The following is an 18,963-nucleotide window of genomic DNA, read 5'->3' as shown; positions in this document are numbered from 1 at the left end:
TAGGCTATTTAATATTCAATACTATTATTCTACGATGATTTTAATAGCTCTTTTCTGATCTTCATTTTTGATGTTTACGACATAAATTCCAGTATTAATAATAGTCATATCAATAGTTTGAGAATTTAATGTAGTATCAAGGTCTTTAGACATAACCAATCTACCTTGCATGTCATACAATTCTAAAGTGCTATTGCTGCTTAAGTTACCTTTAATAACTAATTCTTTAGGTGTATTAGAATTATACACTTGTAGAGAGTTTATATCGTTTTCTGTAATAGATAATGCATCTTGTTCCGTTCTAAGGAAAAATCTACCTGTATCATTAAGATTTGTTTGAGGAGTATAAGTATAGTTAGACTCCGTTAATAGAGTAAAGGTATTATTTAGTGTGTCTTCTAAGTATATATTAACACCTTCTGGGATATTTAATTGATCGGTTTCGATAGTAATTTGCTCTCCTTGGCTAGCATTAATACCTAAAGGAATGATTACATTTTCAAGAGAGGTGTAATCCACAGATTGTACACCTAAATCAATACCATTATTATTTTCTACTAATTGAGAATAAATGGCAAAATCAGGAGTGCTGTTATTGTAAATAGCAGAATCGTAACCATAATCTAAACCTAGCGACGCATTATCATTAAAATAGATATCTGTAAAATATTGCTTAGTGTCACTACTCAACTTTAATTTTATATGGGCAATATTGGGATTACTTAATCTACCTGCAATAAAATCATCAGCAGTACCAATAGATCTAATACTTGCAGGAAAAGATATAGAACCACCACCTGCTTGCGAAGACACTAAAAACCCTTGTCCTGGAGCAATTAAAGCATTCGGATTAGCGTCTGAATAAGCTTGGTTCCAAATCTGGAAACCATCTGTAGCATCACCATCATAACCATATACACCTGAGAATAAAGGATCAAACTCTGAATTATTAGCAGCTAAAAATCCAGATAGTGTAATATATGAAGGATATGGATTACCAATTAGGTTAAATATGCTTCCTATACCTACATTTATTGAAACTGGACTTTGAGCAATGGTTACGTTACCAGTAAAAGTAAATGTTGAGCCACTAACATCTGTAGAGGCTGTTCTGTAACCTTTACCAGATTCAATAGGGTCTGAGTCATTGGCACCTGTCCAAATAACATAATCATCTATATCATTATCAAAAGGGCCAAATAAATAAGATAATGTTCCTCCTATTGTTCCTGATGGTAAGTTAGGGTTTGCTGTTCTAAGAGCTAAGAAATCTTGAGCAGCACTTGTAACAGGTGCAGATATTAAATCGTTATTACCCGTTGTAGATCCAGTATCTGCAAATTGGTTAACGTGTCTGTCATAGATAACTTCTCCTTGAACTGTATTTGTAGAAATTAAGCTAGAATAGCTAGAGGAAGCAGAATTCATTTCTAGAGTTCCTCTATTTACAACTCCACCATTTGCAGTGATAGATTGTCCTAGAGCTACACTTGTTGTTGCACCTGGCTCAATGTATAAGTTGTTAACCTCTATATTACTTCCGACTATGTATGATCCATCAAGGATTAAAGCATTATCGTTTTCTGTTGCGCCAGAAGGTGCATTAGGACTCCAAGAATTAGCAGTATACAATAAGCCATCGAATGTACTAGTTAGTTTAAAATTATCAAAACCGGAGAAACCAAGTAATCTGTTATTACGAACTCTTATTTCTAAGGCAACTGTATTAGTACCTTCAGGTATATCTAAAGATAAGGTTCCTTCATCACTATCAATAGCACCATTACCATCTAGTAAAAATACTCTAGGTTGGTTAACACCATCTAGGATTAGTCTGTATTGTGCATCATTATTATTGTTTACATAGCCATCGATATCCCAATCAAACGATAATTTTACATTCTCGTAATTACTTATATCTATGGTTGCAAATGTAATCTCAGCAAAGCCAGTAGTACCATTGTCACCTTCGTCATTTAGATCATTTTCTCCTAAAATATTACCTGAAAAATTTTCATAATCTAAAGGCGAAGCACTAGAAATATCAATTAGGCCATAGTATCCATCTGTTCCCCAACCATTATCAAAAAACGGAATATCGTTAGTGTATGTCCATTCTGGTGAAGCTCCATCAAAATCTTGACATACTATATTAATCAGAGGTCCATTGATATCAAAAGTGTTACTGATTGTAAAACCTAAGGCTCCAGAGCCCAAGGCGAATAACGAAATCGCTGTTTCTTGTTCATCAAAAACAAGTGTATTTAAAGTACTAACACCTCCAACTATTGGATAATCTATAGGCGCTCCTACCAGAGAACCAGCAGCAAGAATAGTTACCGTTCCTGTAGCATCTAAATCTTGGTTATCATTAACATCTACAGTAAACACAATTGGGAAAGGTGTCATAACCTCAAATTGGTTTCCATCAACAGGCTGTTGGTTAAAGGCCAAAGCTGATGCTGTGACTTCAATTCTATTATCATCTCCTAAAGTTGGTGTTATTGCACCACCAGCATCAAAGAATTCAAAGCCAGACCCTGAGGCTACATCTGCTGTTGCCGAATTAATTGTGAGTTCTATTTGATCGTTATCCGTAACACTGTTATTAAAAGTAGCATAGACGTCAAATGTTTTTATAGAATCATCTAAAGCTTCAATCCCTGTTCCTCCATTAAGTGCGTTAACAGAAACCGTATCTGAAATAGTAGCAGTTTCACCAACATTGGTTGTACCATCAAAAAGTGCAATAGCTGCTAAATTATCAAATGCACTAATATTAAAACTAATATCAGTTAAAATAGTACTTACACCATCTGAATCTGTTAAATCGTCTCCACCATCTTGAATATTGAATTCGCCAATTTTAATGGCGTTCGCGATCGTTAAACCAGAAGTAACATTATATAAAGTATAATCGATATTGTCTGAAGGATCGAAAGACGTTGTTATGATATTGGACTCTAAATCATTAGGTGCAGTTGTGGTAATATTACCAGTAAGCCTAACACCTGGAGAGGCAATTCCGAAATCAGACCATGAGCCATTAGTGGCTATTCTAAACCATCCTCCATTTGTGAGAGAACTCCATGCATATAATCTAAATGTAATTGTGCCTGCTGTTCCAGAATCTATACTTAAGCCACTAAAAGTATAATTGGTGGCAGTAGCAGCAGAAGTCTGAACTGTTGTGGCAGCTGAGCCAGAAGTTGCAAAATTATCGAAACTGTAGAAAATTTGCCAATTAGTAGGCCCATTACCATTTCTTCTGTTTCTTATATCTATTTCGGTTACTTCTACAGAATTTGCCGCACTTGCCGAAACAGACCATTCTATGTACTCGTTATTTGTAACAGCTTCTGCTTGCGTTGTAGCCTGCCATTGATTAGCTGTGAAGTTTGCCGCACCAGGCGCAGCTAGGTCTACACCAGAGCCTCTAACTAGACCAGAAGATGTTATAGATGGATCGTTACCAGTATCGGTAGGTCCAACAATATTAGCTCTGTCTACAGTAACTATAACACTTTGGCTGTAACCTAAAGAAAAAGTAAGGAGTAATAACAGTAGGAAGTAAACTTTTTTCATAATCTTAAATATCTAGTTAATAATGAAATAGATTAATTATTAAGGCAATAACAAATGTAGTAAATCTTGTTAACACAGAAAAGGTTTTTTCGTTGAAGTGTAATCTATTTTAATTAGCCATATTATATAGTATTTTGTTTTATTTGATTTTAAAATAGAGTAATATTGTCCAAAATTTATATTAGTTATTTTGCAGAAATCGTTAAAAAAACAAGTTCTAAATGGCATAGTGTGGAGAGGTAGTGCAGATGTAATTAGACAAATACTGCAAATAGTTTTTACCATAGTATTAGCTAGGCTTTTAACTAAAGGAGATTTTGGATTAGTAGCCATGGCACTTATTGTTAATCGTTTTGTTAAGGCTATGACTTCCATAGGCTTTGGTACAGCTATAATTCAAAGTCAAGAAATTACAAAAGGGCAAATTTCTGCTATTTTTTTTATTCAGACTGCTTTAAATTTGGCAATCACAATAGTTGTGTTTTTTTGTTCAGATTTAGCAGCTTCTTTTTTTAATGAACCTAAGTTAAGTCCAATAATTCAGATACTTTCATTGATTATTTTCCTAAAATCATTTCGATTTCCCATAATTCTATTGAGAAAAAAAATGGATTTTAAAAGTTTTTCTTTAGCAGAAATAATTTCAATGATTATAGCTAATGTAATTGCAATTATAATGGCTTTTACTGGTTTTGGTGTTTGGTCATTGGTATGGCGTTTAATTATTCAATGGTCTTTAATAGGACTACTTGCTTTTTACTATGGTAAATGGTTACCAACTAGACCTGTATTTACAGGTATTAAACCTCTATTTAAGTTTGGATTGAATATGCTTGGAGCTAATTTTGTGTATTTTTTTGCTGAAAATATGATAGGCCTACTAACAGGTAGATATTTAGGAAAAGATGTTATGGGATTATTTAATATAGCCTTTAATTTGGCTGTTGTTCCGGCATCCAAAATTCAATCAGTTTTAACATCTGTATTAACACCTGGGTTTTCTAAATTACAATATCAATTAGATAAATTTAGAACAAACTACTATAAGGCTTTAAGATATACATCCTTAGTTTTTATCCCTTTTATGGCAATGCTTATGGCTACAGGAAATCATTTAGTTTTAACTTTTTATGGTGTAAAATGGGAAGCTGCTGGAGAGTTACTAACTATACTAGCTATGGTAGGTTTGTTAAGAGGACTCTCTCATATTCTAAAAAGTGCAATAATAGCAAAAGGTGAATCTAGAATAATTTTTATCTCCACAATAATTGAATTAGTTGCCTCACTACCCTTAATGTACTTCTTAATGCCTAAATATGGCATAGTAGGACTTGTTATTGGTTATCTAGTAGGAGCGATGTTTGGATGGATTTATACGGCATATCATTACAATAAAGTCATTGAGTTTAAATATGCTGCCTTTAATTCTATTAAATCTGCGTTAATAATTTCTGTAGTGATTTTTATTCCTGTTTATCTTTTTAACTATTTCAATTTAAATTATAAAACTGCTTTAATGTTTCAAATATTATTAGGCTTAACTTTGTTTTTATTATTGGCTAAAATTTTAGAAAAAGAATTATTCATTGATTTATTATCTAAATTGAAAAAACGTAAGTTACGATAGAACTCTAATTTTTAGTTATTAAAATGGAAATTTAAACTTTAAGAGTAAGTAATTATGAGTAAAGTAATTAATTTAATAAAGGAGGTTACTGCTTGGTATTTTCCCAAAAAGGAACCCAAATTATTTTGTATTGGGTTGCATAAAACAGGCACGACATCCTTAGCCAAGGCATTAACTATTCTTGGCTACAGAGTTAAAGACTATCCAACGATAAGACTTTATGGAAATAGATTCCTTTGGCCTAGAGGTACACAGATTAATGATTATAATTGCTTTACAGATTCTACAATAATTCCACTCTATAAAAGGTTAGACAAAAAATTCCCTAACTCTAAATTTATTTTAACAACAAGATCTTTAGATAGTTGGTTAGAGAGTTGTGCAAAATGGCCCAATTTTAATGAGACTAATGTTCAAAAAAAAAGGAAAATTTATAGAGAAAGAATATTAGGAGATAAAAACTATAATAAATCAGTATACACCCAAAAATACCATGAACATTTATTAGATGTAAAAGACTATTTTAAGAATAGACCTGATGATATTATAACACTTGATGTTTCTCAAAAGGATAAATGGGAAATTCTTTGTTCATTTTTGAATAAACCAATTCCATCTGAAAGTTTTCCGCATTCAAATTCAGGTAGTAATAAAAGATTAATTTTGAAAATAGTCGAACAATTCGGTTTTGATGCTAAATCAAAAGAACTGGCGCTAAATAAATTCATTGATGTAAAAGAAGTAGATGAAGAAAAAATTATTTCATTTTTAAAAAGTGTAGCTAATGCATAAATAAAATTATGAAAGAGAACACTGAGACAAATATATTATTCATTATAAGCAACGCTCGCTCAGGAAGTACGATGTTGCGTCAGCTATTAAATACTCATTCTAATATTGGATTTCCTGAGCGAGAATTTGGTGAATTTAATGAGGTGTTAGCAAATTTTGATAGCTATAATGATCTTAGTTCGCCAACTAATTTCCGTAATTTTTATGAAGATGCTCAAGGTATTACAACTTTAAATCTTAAGAAAACAACTGATACAAAGCAAGGAGTTTATACCATGGATGAGCATTTATGGTTTAAGGGTTCTAAATCTTACAGATTAGATGATTTATATAAATATTTACTTGAGTTTTTTGTGCAAAAATCTCAACCATCAAAATTAAACATTTTTTGGGTTGGTGATAAATCTCCGCAACATTCAAGAAACATCACAAGCCTAATTAAATATTTTCCAAATGCTAGATATATTTTTTTAACTAGAAACCCAATAGATATATCATTATCTCAGGATAGGTTTTCTTTTAGACATTTTAATGAAAAATATGGTTATGAAGAGGTTACGCAGTCATGGAAAGATTTACATTTAAAGAATAACTACATTCTGAAGGCCCGAATTTCTAAAAATATTAAGAGGTTGATAACTACTCGTAATACGTTAAAAAAATCTGGAGTAAATTACACTGAAGTTTCATATGAAAGCCTGTTAGATAACCTGAATCTCGTTTTAAAAAATATTGCAAGCTTTTTAGCAATTCCAAATAACTTTGAGATTGAAAAATTTCAAATACGTAAATCTTCTTCTGGGCAAACAGAGGGTGTAGCCAAGGTGTTGACATCAAATAAGTTAAAATATTTGATAACTTTAAATCCAAAAATGATTAGTTATGTTAATAAAGAATTTGAAGATGGAATTAATAAGGCCTTAGATATAGATAATACGTTATCATATCAATATAAAATTTCTAATCCTAAATTATTTTTATATAAAATTCAATATTTCTTCAATATAGCTATATCATTTTCTAAAAACTTAGGATTAAAAAAAGCTTTGTCTTTGATTATGAATAAATTTTATTTTAAAAATTATAAAAAAATGTAAGAAATATTATTGTAAATGGTAGAATATTTCATAATGATTAATGGCTAGAATATGCAATTTTGTAGAGTAACCTTTGTAATGCTTTGGCATATTTCTGAGCGAACTGGTGGTGCAGAAGTACAGGCGAGTTATCTTGCTGAAGAGCTAGTAAAACGAGGATATGAAGTGCAATATATTTGTCAAACAATAACTAAAACTAACATTAATACCAATAGTGTTGTTAATGGTGTAAAAATCCACTGGATTAAACCCAGTAGAAAATTTAGCTGGACCAATTATCTTAATTACAGAAATAAATTAAAAATAACCAAACCAGATATAATAATACAAAGAAACTCGTCACCTGTATTATTTGGATCTTACCTTTATAAAAAGAAAACTAATGCTAAATTAATTTGGATTTGTACAGATAATCTATCTCCTTTAAGAGACTTTTATAAAAAGCGATTTATCACTAAAAACACCATAAGAAGTACAGGGTTATTTAAATATATAGTATATTATCTTAATTGTCTATTAGAAGACAAATTAAGAAATCATGGAATGAAAGGTGTCGATTTAGGTTTTTCTCAAAATAACTATCAAAAAATCGAAATACTTAAGAATTTTGGTATAGATACACATCAAATGATTTCTGGGCATTATCCAATCGAAGACAGTATCATCAACAAAGTAAAACATAGATTTAGTAGTAAAATAATACTATGGTGTGCTAATTTTGGTAAGCATAAAAGACCTGAACTATTCTTAAAATTAGCAGAATTAATGCAGCATACAGACTGTAATTTTATTATGATTGGAAACCATGCCGATAAAAACCATTTAAAAAATTTATTAATTAATAAGCCAAAAAATCTAACCTTAACAGGTCATTTGAGTTTTGAAGAAGCGTTACATTATTTTAATAAGGCAAGTTTATTTATAAATACATCATCGCCTTCTGGAGATGGTTTTCCAAATACATTTATTCAGAGTTGGCTTAGAGGTGTTCCAGTGTTAACCTTTGGCTTTGATCCAGATAATATTGTAGAAGAGCATCAATTAGGTTTAATAGTTAAACATGAAATAGAAGCTAGAGCAGAAATCACATATCTTTTCTCAAACAACGATGTTTATTCAAAAATGTCTCAAAATGTATATACTTATGCTTTAAATAACCATACAGTGGAGAAAATGACAAATCACTTTCTAAATACCATCAAAGCACAAACATGAAATATTTTTTTATAACTTCTATAGGGAGATCTGGAACCGCATTTTTTGCAAATTTGTTAAATAAGGCTCAAGGAGTAAAATGCTTTCATGAACCATACAGACAAGATTATGCGAATTTGCCACTAGCTTACTATTCAAATGATCTTATGACACTAAAAGATAGATTAAGTGAGAGGTTTAGGCTAATAAATAGTAAAGTATCTTTAAATGACTTTGCGATTTATGGAGAGGTTAATTCACTACTAAGATATAATACCCAATGGTTAAAAAAATCATTGAATGCTAAGATTGTACATGTGGTTAGAGATCCTAGAAAAGTAGTGCCATCAATTTACTCAAGAAATGTATATAAAGACGGAAGTTCTCATTTAGAGATTATTCCAAAAAATGATGATAAGTTTTCCAAGCAATGGAAAAATATGGATAGGTTTGATAAAATTTGTTGGTATTGGACACATACAAATAATATGTTGCTAAATGACGTTGACCAATGTTTTAGATTTGAAGATTTAATAGCTAATTACGATGTTTTTGCAGAAATGTGCAGGTACATTGAAATTCCTGAGATTTCAAAAAAAGCCTGGCAAATGGAGATTGCAAAACCAAAAAACACGTCTAAGTATGCACTATTTAGAAAACGATTAAAACTATTAGTTACATTCAAATCTATTAAAATAGAAGACATTGGAGATTTTGAACAATGGTCTCCAGATATGAAAATACGCTTTAAAACTATTTGTGGAGAAACAGCTCAAAAATGTGGATATGATATCTAAGCATCACATAGAATGGCTTACGAAATCTTCAGTAATGTACGATTTTATTAAAGAGAAATCTAATGCTCAACTCAGAGGAGGAAGACTATATGAGATAGAAGCTTATAAACTGCTTAAAAAGTCATACCAAGTTTCAATCAATCCTTTTTTTATTAAAAACACTAATATATTTAAATACTACTTTAAACATCATGTGCACGAAATAAAAGGAGATATTTGCATTATAGATCCTTATGTTGTAGCTCTAGGAAAGTTTAACTCTAAGAAAAAGAACATATCTATAGTGCATCATTTAGATGATGCCATTTTAAATAAAAATTTTGCTTCCAAAATATTTTACAAACAACTTCTTAAGCATTTAAAAAGCATGGATGTTGTAATTGTGGTATCTAATATTTGGAAAACGTTTTTAAATGATCATGGAATACAAAACGTAAGAGTAATTTATAATGCTTTTGATGTAAACAATTATAATTTTTCTAAAATAGAGATAGATGATTTTAAGGATAAGAACCTTTTAAATAATGGTAAACCAATACTTTATTTAGGACCATTAACAAAAGGTAAAGGTGTAGAATCTATCTTAAAAGTTATTGATAAAAGCCAGTATAATTGTATTGCAACATCAAAACATCCAAATGATTTAGGTATTAAAACAGTTTTTTTTAATGATGAAGAATTCCCTCTTTTTTTAGCCTCATGTGATGTGGTTCTTTGCATGTCTACAATGATAGAGGGTTGGAACAGAATTGCTCACGAGGCACTGTTAGCAAAGACTCCAGTGATTGGTTCGGGTTCTGGAGGAATGATGGAGCTTTTAAAAAAATCAAATCAGACTATTGTAAAAGACATCAGAAATTTACCAAAAGCAATAGATAAAACAATAAAAAATCATTCGGAGTTGGTTAATTTTGGTTGGAATTATGCGTCACAGTTAAATTTAGACTATTTTGAAAATGAGTGGTCATCATTAATAAAAGATTTAGTTAAATAATATATACTAATTATGATAAAACCAGATGGTGAAAATTTGATAATTATAATAGGTGCAATGAAATCTGGCACCACAAGTTTATTTAAGCACTTGTCTCAATTACCAGAGGTTATATCAACACAAAAAACAGAAACTCATTTTTTTTCCACAAAATTTGATAAAGGACTTAACTTTTATCAATCATTTTGGGAACCAAATAGTTTTGATAAAACCAACTTGTATTTAGAAGCCTCTCCAACTTATTTTAAGTGTCATTTACATAAAGATGTACCTAAAAACATTTTCAACTCTTACCCCAAAGCAAAGCTAATATGTATCTTAAGACATCCTATAGATAGGTTAGAAACTAATTATAGACAATATATTAACGATACTGGAAATAAAGAAGGGATTAATACTAACCTACCAGAGGATTTAGTATTATCTTCTATGTATTACCACCAAATTAAAGAGTATCTAAAGTATTTTGGTAAAAATCAAATCAAAATAGTAAAGACAAAAGATTTGAAAACCAATCCAGAGAAGGTTTTAGATGATGTTTGTACTTTTTTAAATACAAAAAAAATCAATTTTAAAAACTTATCAGTTAAATATGGAGATAGAAGAGTTACAAATACAGGATTATATCAAAATCTAAGAAAATTTAGACTTTTAAAAGCGATTGTAAAGCATATACCTCAAAAATATAAGTATATCCTAATAAGATCCTTAACTAAGGATAAAGATAAAATTGATAGCCAACTTTGGAAATTGAATAGCGAAAATAGAGAAAAGCTTCTACTACAATTTACAGATGATAATAATAAAATGATTAATGAATTTAACATAGATGTTTTAGATTGAAAACATGAAAATTGCACTGAAAATTCTATGGTTATCTCCTAACCTAAATCACTATAAAGCCAAGTTCTTAAATTATTTAGCTAGTGAGAGTGAGTTAGAAGTTACTGTGTTGTCTGGTAGTGGTAGACTGGGAAAAGGAGATGTGGAATTCAACCAGGACAGTGTGTTTAAGCATTTTAGTTTACAGGTTTTAAAAAAAGATTTTGGGAAATCTAAAAAGGTTAAATTATTTCTAAAAAAACATTTAAGTGAGTTTGATTGGGTAATGATTCCTGCTGAGAAAAAAAACTTACCTCTTTTTCTTTTTTTATTGAAATTTAGAAACAATAGGAGTAATTTTAAACTCTTTTCTTATAATCATCCAATACTTAAATCTAAAGGAGGTAGAATTACGTATTTAGATAAGTGGCTAACTAAATTCTATTTTAAAAAATTAGATAGAGTTATTTTCTACACCAAGCAAAGTTATGAATGGGCTTTAAGTGAAAAGCTTATAATAAAAGACAAAGCATTTTGGGCAAATAATACAATAGATACCCTGGAGATAGATAAGTATTATAATTATACTTTACCTTCAAAAGATAAATTGTATATTCTTTTTATAGGGAGATTAATACCTTCTAAAAGATTATCAGATTTAATTAGTTATTACCAGAAACTTAAAGAAAGTATACCGGAACTTTCTCTAGATATAATTGGAGATGGTCCAGAAGTTAAGATTGTTAAAAGTGCTTTAGAGCTAGAACCTAATATTAATTTGCATGGAACTATAGTAGATGAATCTAAAATAGCTCCAATTATGAAGAGATCTTCTTTAGTTTTTATACCAGGTCATTCAGGCTTGTCTGTAAATCACGCATTTGCTTATGGTAGACCATATGTTACATTAGCAGGACCTAGACATGCTCCAGAAGTAGATTATATAGATAATGGAAAAAACGGGTATATTCTTGATGGTGATTTTGAATCTAATATAAATCTAATAAAAGACCTGATTTTAAACAGAGATGTTCTAGAGTTATTTTGCGACAGTGCAAAAGAAAAGGGTAATGACCTCTCTATTGAGAACTGGGTAGACCAAATGAAACAAAACCTGTTACATGAGTAATAAAAAACATAAACTGCTTTTTATTGGACCAACACCTCCTCCATATTCTGGACCAGAACTGAGCATGCAGCAATTTTTGGAATCTAAATCTCTTAATGAATCGTTTGACATCTCTTTTTTAAAAACTAACTTCAGGAGTAATAATAAAAATAAAGGAAAATTTGGAATTGGGATGATTCTTAATTTTTTCAAATATTTTATTAAACTGGTATTACTATTAATAAAGAAAAGGCCAAAATTAGTTTATTATCCTATTACTCCTACGCAAATAGGCTGGTTAGGAAGAGACGTGTGGACTATCCTAATATCAAAATTATTTAAAGCTAAAGTAGTCATCCACCTAAGAGGAAGCCATTTTAAATTAAATTTTTCACAATTTCATCCTATAACAAAAAAAATAATAGGCTTTTCACTAAAACAAGTTAATACAGCAATTGTGCAAGCCAACTATTTAAATGATCAATTTTATCCTTTTATACAAAAAAAGCAGGTAAAGACACTTTATCAAGCCATGGATATTAATGAATTTTCTAATAGTAGTATAGAAGATGTTGAAGCGGGAAAGATTCTTGTTGTTGGTCATATGACAAAAGCTAAAGGATTTACAGATATTTTAAAGGTTATTCCTGAAATTGTGAAACAACACCCTTATGTGAAATTTTATTTTGCAGGAGATATGAGAAGAGGAGAGCGCGGTGTCTTTTTTAATCAAGTCACAGGAGACAAGATAGTTTATGAGGATCCTTATGAAGCTGAAGAGATTCTTTTGAGCAAAGGATTTCAAAACAATTATAAAAACCTAGGGATAATTGAAGGGGAAGAAAAATTAAATCATTTTATGAGTTCTCAATTGTTTTTAACTGCATCTTACTCAGAAGGTTTTTCAAGATCTTTACTTGAAGCTATGGCAGTTGGTAAGCCACTTATATTTACACCAGTTGGAGCGCATAAAGAGGTTTTAGAAGATGGTAAGCATGGTTATAGTTTTATTCCAGGGGATTTAGAAGGCATGAGAACAGCATTGTTAAATTTGTTATCAAACAATAAAGCGTTGATAGAAATAGGTAAAACCAATAGATCTTATGTAGAAACTAGTTTTTCGATAAAACATATTATTAATCAGTTCAAAGCAATTTTAGATAATACGATAAAAGCATAATATTATCATTATTTTTGGCTAAAAATCAATCATTATTACTACAATGAAGCGTTTAGTTCGATTAGTTATTCATCATTTAGGAAATGTATTAAGATTCTTTCAACTTTCTTTTTTAAGAGCTTCTGGTGCTTCAATAGGTGAAAACACCATGATAAGTTTAGGTGCAAAAATTGATGTTAGGCGAGGTAAAATTACCATTGGTGATAATTGTTTAATTACTCATGGTTGCTATATATTATCCCACGATGGGGCGGCTCATGTTATTGATTCTAGCGATGATGGGACTGGTTTTGTAACCATAGGTAATAACGTTTTTATTGGAGTAAATACTGTGGTTATGCGTAATGTTACAATTGGTGATCATGCCATAATAGGAGCAGGTTCTGTGGTCAATAAAGATGTGCCTACAGGTGCTATTGCAGCAGGAAACCCTATTAAAATTATTAAGGAGTTAGATAAACCTTACAGAGATCTTCCTAAAAAGCACATATCTGTAAAATGATACTAATTCCATTATTCATTCTTTGCGCTATTATTTTTGTTAGGCTAAAGAAAGGTCTATTTAGCGCATTCTTATTAATTGTAGCCTCGAAATCAATTTTTGATGCCTTTTGGGATATAAAATTTGGACCACTTTCAATGCTTTCTATCCAAGGTGTTTTAATCACAGCATTATTTTTTAATTTATTATTTAAGAGGAAGTTTTTACCAAGAATTTGGTTGAGAACAGCGGACATATATATTGTAGCATTATCTTTGGGTGTTATATGGTCTCTTACTGTAAAACCCATCAGTTTCATTGAAATAATTATAGTTAATGTTAATATTTACATGGGTTTTATTATTATTCCTCTTTTAGTAAATACTAAGAAACAATTAAAACAACTTTTAATTGCAATGATGGTTTGTGGAGTATTTCCCATAATTATTAGTATTTATCAACTTCAAACAGGTATTGTTTTCAATGAAAGAGAAACCATAGGTCTAACAAGATATGTTGGGTTTTATCATGATGCTTTCCCTGTCCGATTTTATGGATTAATGACTATTTTATCGTTATTACTTTACCAAACTATTTTTGACTTAAAAGGAATTTTTTATAAAGGTTTAATGATTGGGTTGGCATCAGGAGCATTTATTTCTATTTATGCTGTATTTAGTAAAGCAGCGGTTGTTATCATGGGCTCATGGATTATATTATTATTAATTTTTTCAAAATCTAAGTTGAAACAATTCTTTTCTTTAGTAGTAGGAATTTCAGTAATTTTTATTGTTTTTGGAGATGTTGTTTTGAGTAATATTGAGCAATTATTTAGCAAAGAGGTAGGGTATCAAACAGGAGAGGTTGCAGATGCAAGATATGCTCTTGCAGGAAGAGGTTATATATGGGAAGATTATTGGAATTTTTGGGCCAATGAGCAGTTACTTTTTTTTCAATGGTTTGGAGATGGTATTAACAGACCTGTACATAATGAATTTTTTAGAATACTTTTAGTAAATGGTATATTAGGATTGTTATTGTTAATACTATTCTTGTTAAAAAGTGTGAGTAATATTTTCAAAGTATATAAAAAAATTAGAGTTTTCTCAATGATGATATTAACAATGTATTTAGTAGATTGTGTTGGTTTGGTTCCAGGAACGTATTATTATTATAATATTTTAATTTGGGGTATTTTTGGACTTTTAATATTAAACCCAAATCTATTTTCAAAATATAATTTAACGTAATGCAACAACTCACACAAAAATTAGGCTCAGGAGATATGGTAATACAAGAGATTCCATATCCACAAGTTAGTAAGGGAATGATAGTTGTTAAAAATCATTACTCTATAATTAGTGCAGGTACAGAGGGATCTACAGTACAAGCTGCACGTAAAAGTCTTATTGGTAAAGCTAAAGAACGACCACAACAAGTAAAACAGGTTTTGGATACACTAAAAAAGCAAGGGCCTATTCAAACCTACAGAGCTGTTATGAAAAAACTCGATGCTTATTCACCATTAGGCTACAGTTGTGCAGGAGAAGTTGTCGAAGTTGGTGAAGGTATTACCGAATTTGAAATAGGTGATAAAGTAGCTTGTGCTGGAGCAGGATATGCTAATCATGCTGAGATTGTATCAGTACCCACTAATCTTGCTGTAAAATTGGATTCAAATATCAATTTAAAGAATGCGGCTTATAATACGTTAGGTGCCATTTCAATGCAAGGTGTTAGGCAAGCCGATTTACGTTTAGGTGAAACTTGCGTAATTATTGGTCTTGGACTTCTCGGTCAGTTAGCTGCACTTATTCTCAAAGCATCTGGTGTTACTGTTATTGGAGTTGATGTCTCTGAAGCTGCAGTAAAACAAGCTGTAAAAAACAATGTAGTCGATTTAGGATTAACTCGCAATTCTGCTGGAGCTGAAGAACAGATTTTTAGTATAACTAACGGTTATGGAGCAGATGCAGTTGTAATAGCTGCTGCAACGTCAAGTCTTGATCCCATAAATTTTGCTGGAGCTATAGCTCGTAAAAAAGGTAAAGTTGTGGTTTTAGGCGCTGTTCCTACTGGTTTTGACCGTGATCCTTACTGGTACAGAAAAGAGTTAGAACTTAAAATGGCATGTTCTTATGGTCCAGGACGTTACGATCTTAATTACGAAGAAAAAGGGATTGATTATCCATTACCATATGTACGTTGGACTCAGAATAGGAATATGCAAGCCTTTCAGGAGTTGATTGCAAAAGAACGTATAGATATTGATTATTTAACTACTCACGAATTTAATTTTGAAGATGCACCTAAAGCATTTGATTTAGTAGTTAACAAATCAGAACCTTTTACAGGTATAGCCTTAAAATATGATATAGACAAGGAACATAACAAAAAAGCTATTATAACAAGTACTTCACAACAGTTAGGGAAACTTAACATATCTTTTATAGGAGCAGGTAGTTATGCACAAGGAAATTTATTGCCAAATATTCCAAATTCTAACGATGTAAAAAGGGTAGGAGTGTTAACGAATACAGGAACTACTTCTAAACGTGTTGCTGAGAAATTTAATTTTCAGTTTTGTGCTACTAAAGAGGAGGATATATTTAGTGAAAAAACTAATACTTTATTTGTTGCCACTAGACACGATTCACATGCATCATATGTACTAAAAGCACTTCAAAATAGTATCAATGTTTTTGTTGAAAAACCTCTTTGCCTTCAAGAATCAGAATTAGAAGATATTATAGATGCAAAAGCTAACATTGATAAAGTTGTGATGGTGGGTTTTAATAGACGTTTTTCACCATTAACTCAAAGAATAAAAGAAAAGTTTGGTGAAGGACCAATGTCTATGATTTATAGAATTAATGCTGGTGCAATTCCAAAGGATACTTGGATCCAGGATATGGAAATTGGTGGAGGACGAGTACTCGGAGAGGTTTGTCATTTTGTAGATTATTTGACCTTTATCAATGGAAGTTTACCTATCAAAGTTTCTGCTCAATCACTACCAGATGCTCATGGATTAAATGATACGCTGAATATTATCATTAAGTTTGAAAATGGGTCTACAGGCACTATTGCGTATTATGCAAATGGATCTAAATCGCTAACAAAAGAGTATTTCGAGGTGTACTCAACTGGTTCGACAGCCATATTGAATGACTTTAAAGAGTTAAAAATCTATGGTAAAGGAAAGCCTTCTAAGAAAAAATTAATGAATCAAAATAAAGGTCAGAAAGAAATGGTAGAGGCTTTTATTGGTGGTTTACTTAAAGATGGTAAAGCGCCAATACCATTTAATGATATTTTAGCAGTAACTAAGGCATCATTTGCTGTATTAGAATCAATTAAAACTGGAGGACAACAAGTTGAAATCTCAATTTAAACAAAGCTTTTCTAAACTTAAATCGTATTGCGAGGCTGAAGATTTTAAAGGCTGGGATCCTTACGATGGTCTTAACTCTAAAATTTTTAAAGTACTACCACTAAAGTACTGGGATTTAGCTAGATTAGCATGGATTCAAGGCTTTAAACGTAGTCCAATAAATTTTCGAAAACTATTGTTAGTTCCAAAAGAACACAATGCTAAAGGTATAGCATTATTTCTGTTGGGTTATTGTAAACTATATAAAGCTGCTTTAAAAGGCGATGAGTCGTTTGGTTCTAAGGATGAGATTTTAAATCAGATAAAGTATATAACTCAGTTACTTTTAAGTTTAAAATCTAAAGGGTTTTCTGGTGCATGTTGGGGTTATAACTTTGATTGGCAAGCAAGGCGTTTGTTTTTATTTAAAAAGAACACACCAACAGTAGTTGCTACTGCATTCTGTGTTGAGGCGTTATTGGAGAGTTATGAGTTAACAAAAAATGGGCAGGTGCTAGAGGAAGCATTATCTGCAGCGGATTTTGTACTTAATGATTTATCTAGAACACCCTGTAAAGATGGATTTTTATTTTCTTACAGTATTAAAGACGGGAATAATACTGTAATAAATGCTTCGCTTCTTGGAGCTAAAATTTTGAGTTATGCATATAAATACACAAAAGATAAAAAGTATTTTGAACCTGCTCAAAAAGCTATTTTAGCGGCATGTCAATTACAAGAAAAAGATGGATCTTGGGTTTATGGGCTATTAGAAATTCAATCTTGGAAAGATAGTTTTCATACAGGTTTTAATTTAGATGCAATATTCGCATATCAAGATAATACTTCAGATATATCTTTTCAAGATTATATTGAAAAAGGGATGGACTTTTACATTAGTCATTTTTTTGAGGAAAATGGTATGCCAAAATATTACCATAATAAAACATATCCTATAGATATCCATTGTCCTGCTCAGATTATTGTAACGGCTTCAAAACTCAAAAAGTTTAAAGAAAATGAATCGTTGTTAGAAACGGTTTTATCTTGGACTATTAATAATATGCAGCACAAAAAAGGGTATTTTTACTATCAGTTAAAAAAGGGAATAAGTTCAAAAATATCCTACATGAGATGGAGTAATGCTTTTATGTTTAATGCTATGGCACATTTTAATTTAGAAACGCAGCCTGAATAGTATGAGATCAGTAGCTTTAAATAATGTGATGACTTATGCTCCAGAATCGAGAGCAGAACTTATTAATTATGCTTTTAAGCATAAAAAGATAATGGTAGCTGTTAACGCTGAAAAAATTCTTCATGCTACTGATGAAAGTAGAGCTATAATTAATAGAAACCTTGGCTATCCTGATGGTATTGGTGCAGTTTGGGCGCTTAGAAAAAAGGGAGTTAAAAACACCGTAAAAATTCCAGGTTGTGAACTTTGGTTAGACGTGATTAAAGACTATTATAAATCAAAAAAATTTTATTTAGTCGGTGGAAAGCCAGATGTGATTGAGGCTACTGTTGAAAAGCTTAAAGTTGAATTTTCAGGAATAATGTTAGTCAATTATAGAAATGGATATATTAAGACTGAAGATGAAGAACATAAGCTTATTGAGGATATTGTACAATTGAAGCCAGATGTAGTTTTTGTAGCTATGGGTTCACCAAAACAAGAGCTGTTGATGGAACGTATGCAGAAAAAGCATACTGCTGTTTATCAAGGCTTAGGAGGGAGTTTTGATGTTTATACAGGTAATGTTAAACGTGCACCACAATGGTGGGTAAAGAATAATTTAGAATGGGCTTACAGGCTTATTAATCAGCCTTCAAGAATTAAAAGACAAATACATTTGGTTCGTTTTTTTATGAATCTACATCTCAACAACTATTAGTAATTTAATAACAGT

15 protein-coding genes are annotated in these 18,963 nt (G+C 30.9%); 14 read left to right on the top strand and 1 reads right to left on the bottom strand.

The features are described from left to right. Positions 1–24: 24 nt before the first annotated feature. Positions 25–3,585, bottom strand: a complete 3,561-nt coding sequence (locus RM697_RS12055; RefSeq protein ID WP_311428153.1) for a T9SS type A sorting domain-containing protein — start codon at positions 3,583–3,585, stop codon at positions 25–27. A gap of 190 nt (positions 3,586–3,775) precedes the next feature. Between RM697_RS12055 and RM697_RS12050 the strand changes: the two genes are divergently transcribed. The 14 genes from RM697_RS12050 to RM697_RS11985 are packed head-to-tail and all read left to right on the top strand — an operon-like array spanning position 3,776 to position 18,948. Beyond that, the gene (locus RM697_RS12050) at positions 3,776–5,212 is read left to right on the top strand and encodes a lipopolysaccharide biosynthesis protein (protein WP_311428152.1); all 1,437 of its coding nucleotides are present in this window, start codon (positions 3,776–3,778) and stop codon (positions 5,210–5,212) included. Between the two features lie 54 nt (positions 5,213–5,266). Further along, positions 5,267–6,004 carry a sulfotransferase family protein gene (locus RM697_RS12045; protein WP_311428151.1) on the top strand — a complete coding sequence of 246 codons (738 nt, stop codon included), beginning with the start codon at positions 5,267–5,269 and terminating at the stop codon, positions 6,002–6,004. Positions 6,005–6,012: 8 nt separating this feature from the next. Next, a complete protein-coding gene (locus tag RM697_RS12040; RefSeq protein ID WP_311428150.1) occupies positions 6,013–7,101 on the top strand; it encodes a sulfotransferase family protein in 1,089 nt (362 codons plus the stop codon). Positions 7,102–7,152: 51 nt separating this feature from the next. Continuing rightward, a complete protein-coding gene (locus RM697_RS12035) occupies positions 7,153–8,316 on the top strand; it encodes a glycosyltransferase family 4 protein (protein ID WP_311428149.1) in 1,164 nt (387 codons plus the stop codon). Continuing rightward, entirely contained in the window at positions 8,313–9,092 is a 780-nt protein-coding gene (locus RM697_RS12030; RefSeq protein WP_311428148.1) for a sulfotransferase domain-containing protein, read from the top strand. The genes RM697_RS12035 and RM697_RS12030 overlap by 4 nt, the downstream gene beginning before the upstream one ends. After that, a complete protein-coding gene (locus tag RM697_RS12025) occupies positions 9,082–10,086 on the top strand; it encodes a glycosyltransferase (RefSeq protein ID WP_311428147.1) in 1,005 nt (334 codons plus the stop codon). Before RM697_RS12030 ends, RM697_RS12025 begins: the two co-directional genes overlap by 11 nt. A gap of 12 nt (positions 10,087–10,098) precedes the next feature. Continuing rightward, positions 10,099–10,929: a sulfotransferase domain-containing protein gene (locus tag RM697_RS12020; RefSeq protein WP_311428146.1), complete on the top strand. Its 831-nt coding sequence runs from the start codon at positions 10,099–10,101 to the stop codon at positions 10,927–10,929. 4 nt (positions 10,930–10,933) lie between these two features. Beyond that, complete coding sequence (locus tag RM697_RS12015) at positions 10,934–12,037, top strand: glycosyltransferase family 4 protein (RefSeq protein WP_311428145.1); 1,104 nt, start codon at positions 10,934–10,936, stop codon at positions 12,035–12,037. After that, entirely contained in the window at positions 12,030–13,196 is a 1,167-nt protein-coding gene (locus RM697_RS12010; RefSeq protein ID WP_311428144.1) for a glycosyltransferase family 4 protein, read from the top strand. Before RM697_RS12015 ends, RM697_RS12010 begins: the two co-directional genes overlap by 8 nt. A 43-nt stretch (positions 13,197–13,239) precedes the next feature. Then, the gene (locus tag RM697_RS12005; RefSeq protein ID WP_311428143.1) at positions 13,240–13,698 is read left to right on the top strand and encodes an acyltransferase; all 459 of its coding nucleotides are present in this window, start codon (positions 13,240–13,242) and stop codon (positions 13,696–13,698) included. Beyond that, positions 13,695–14,927, top strand: a complete 1,233-nt coding sequence (locus RM697_RS12000) for a hypothetical protein (protein WP_311428142.1) — start codon at positions 13,695–13,697, stop codon at positions 14,925–14,927. Before RM697_RS12005 ends, RM697_RS12000 begins: the two co-directional genes overlap by 4 nt. Beyond that, positions 14,927–17,071, top strand: a complete 2,145-nt coding sequence (locus RM697_RS11995) for a bi-domain-containing oxidoreductase (RefSeq protein WP_311428141.1) — start codon at positions 14,927–14,929, stop codon at positions 17,069–17,071. Before RM697_RS12000 ends, RM697_RS11995 begins: the two co-directional genes overlap by 1 nt. After that, positions 17,055–18,248, top strand: a complete 1,194-nt coding sequence (locus RM697_RS11990) for a delta-aminolevulinic acid dehydratase (RefSeq protein WP_311428140.1) — start codon at positions 17,055–17,057, stop codon at positions 18,246–18,248. Before RM697_RS11995 ends, RM697_RS11990 begins: the two co-directional genes overlap by 17 nt. A 1-nt stretch (position 18,249) precedes the next feature. Continuing rightward, positions 18,250–18,948 (top strand): WecB/TagA/CpsF family glycosyltransferase, encoded by a 699-nt coding sequence (locus RM697_RS11985; protein WP_311428139.1) that lies wholly within the window; start codon positions 18,250–18,252, stop codon positions 18,946–18,948. Positions 18,949–18,963 lie beyond the last annotated feature (15 nt).

The sequence above is a fragment of the Microcosmobacter mediterraneus genome (assembly GCF_031846265.1).
Taxonomy (GTDB): domain Bacteria; phylum Bacteroidota; class Bacteroidia; order Flavobacteriales; family Flavobacteriaceae; genus Microcosmobacter; species Microcosmobacter mediterraneus.
The sequence above is the reverse complement of the archived record's forward strand: the minus strand, read 5'-3'. Positions and strand labels throughout refer to the sequence as shown.

Bases quoted from the DNA above. Each gene is read 5' to 3' on its own strand.
- RM697_RS12020 (WP_311428146.1), top strand. From the start codon at position 10,099: ATGATAAAACCAGATGGTGAAAATTTGATAATTATAATAGGTGCAATG.
- RM697_RS12055 (WP_311428153.1), bottom strand. From the start codon at position 3,585: ATGAAAAAAGTTTACTTCCTACTGTTATTACTCCTTACTTTTTCTTTA.
- RM697_RS11995 (WP_311428141.1), top strand. From the start codon at position 14,927: ATGCAACAACTCACACAAAAATTAGGCTCAGGAGATATGGTAATACAA.
- RM697_RS12010 (WP_311428144.1), top strand. From the start codon at position 12,030: ATGAGTAATAAAAAACATAAACTGCTTTTTATTGGACCAACACCTCCT.
- RM697_RS12000 (WP_311428142.1), top strand. From the start codon at position 13,695: ATGATACTAATTCCATTATTCATTCTTTGCGCTATTATTTTTGTTAGG.
- RM697_RS12005 (WP_311428143.1), top strand. From the start codon at position 13,240: ATGAAGCGTTTAGTTCGATTAGTTATTCATCATTTAGGAAATGTATTA.
- RM697_RS12030 (WP_311428148.1), top strand. From the start codon at position 8,313: ATGAAATATTTTTTTATAACTTCTATAGGGAGATCTGGAACCGCATTT.
- RM697_RS12035 (WP_311428149.1), top strand. From the start codon at position 7,153: ATGCAATTTTGTAGAGTAACCTTTGTAATGCTTTGGCATATTTCTGAG.
- RM697_RS12015 (WP_311428145.1), top strand. From the start codon at position 10,934: ATGAAAATTGCACTGAAAATTCTATGGTTATCTCCTAACCTAAATCAC.
- RM697_RS12045 (WP_311428151.1), top strand. From the start codon at position 5,267: ATGAGTAAAGTAATTAATTTAATAAAGGAGGTTACTGCTTGGTATTTT.
- RM697_RS11985 (WP_311428139.1), top strand. From the start codon at position 18,250: ATGAGATCAGTAGCTTTAAATAATGTGATGACTTATGCTCCAGAATCG.
- RM697_RS12025 (WP_311428147.1), top strand. From the start codon at position 9,082: ATGATATCTAAGCATCACATAGAATGGCTTACGAAATCTTCAGTAATG.
- RM697_RS12040 (WP_311428150.1), top strand. From the start codon at position 6,013: ATGAAAGAGAACACTGAGACAAATATATTATTCATTATAAGCAACGCT.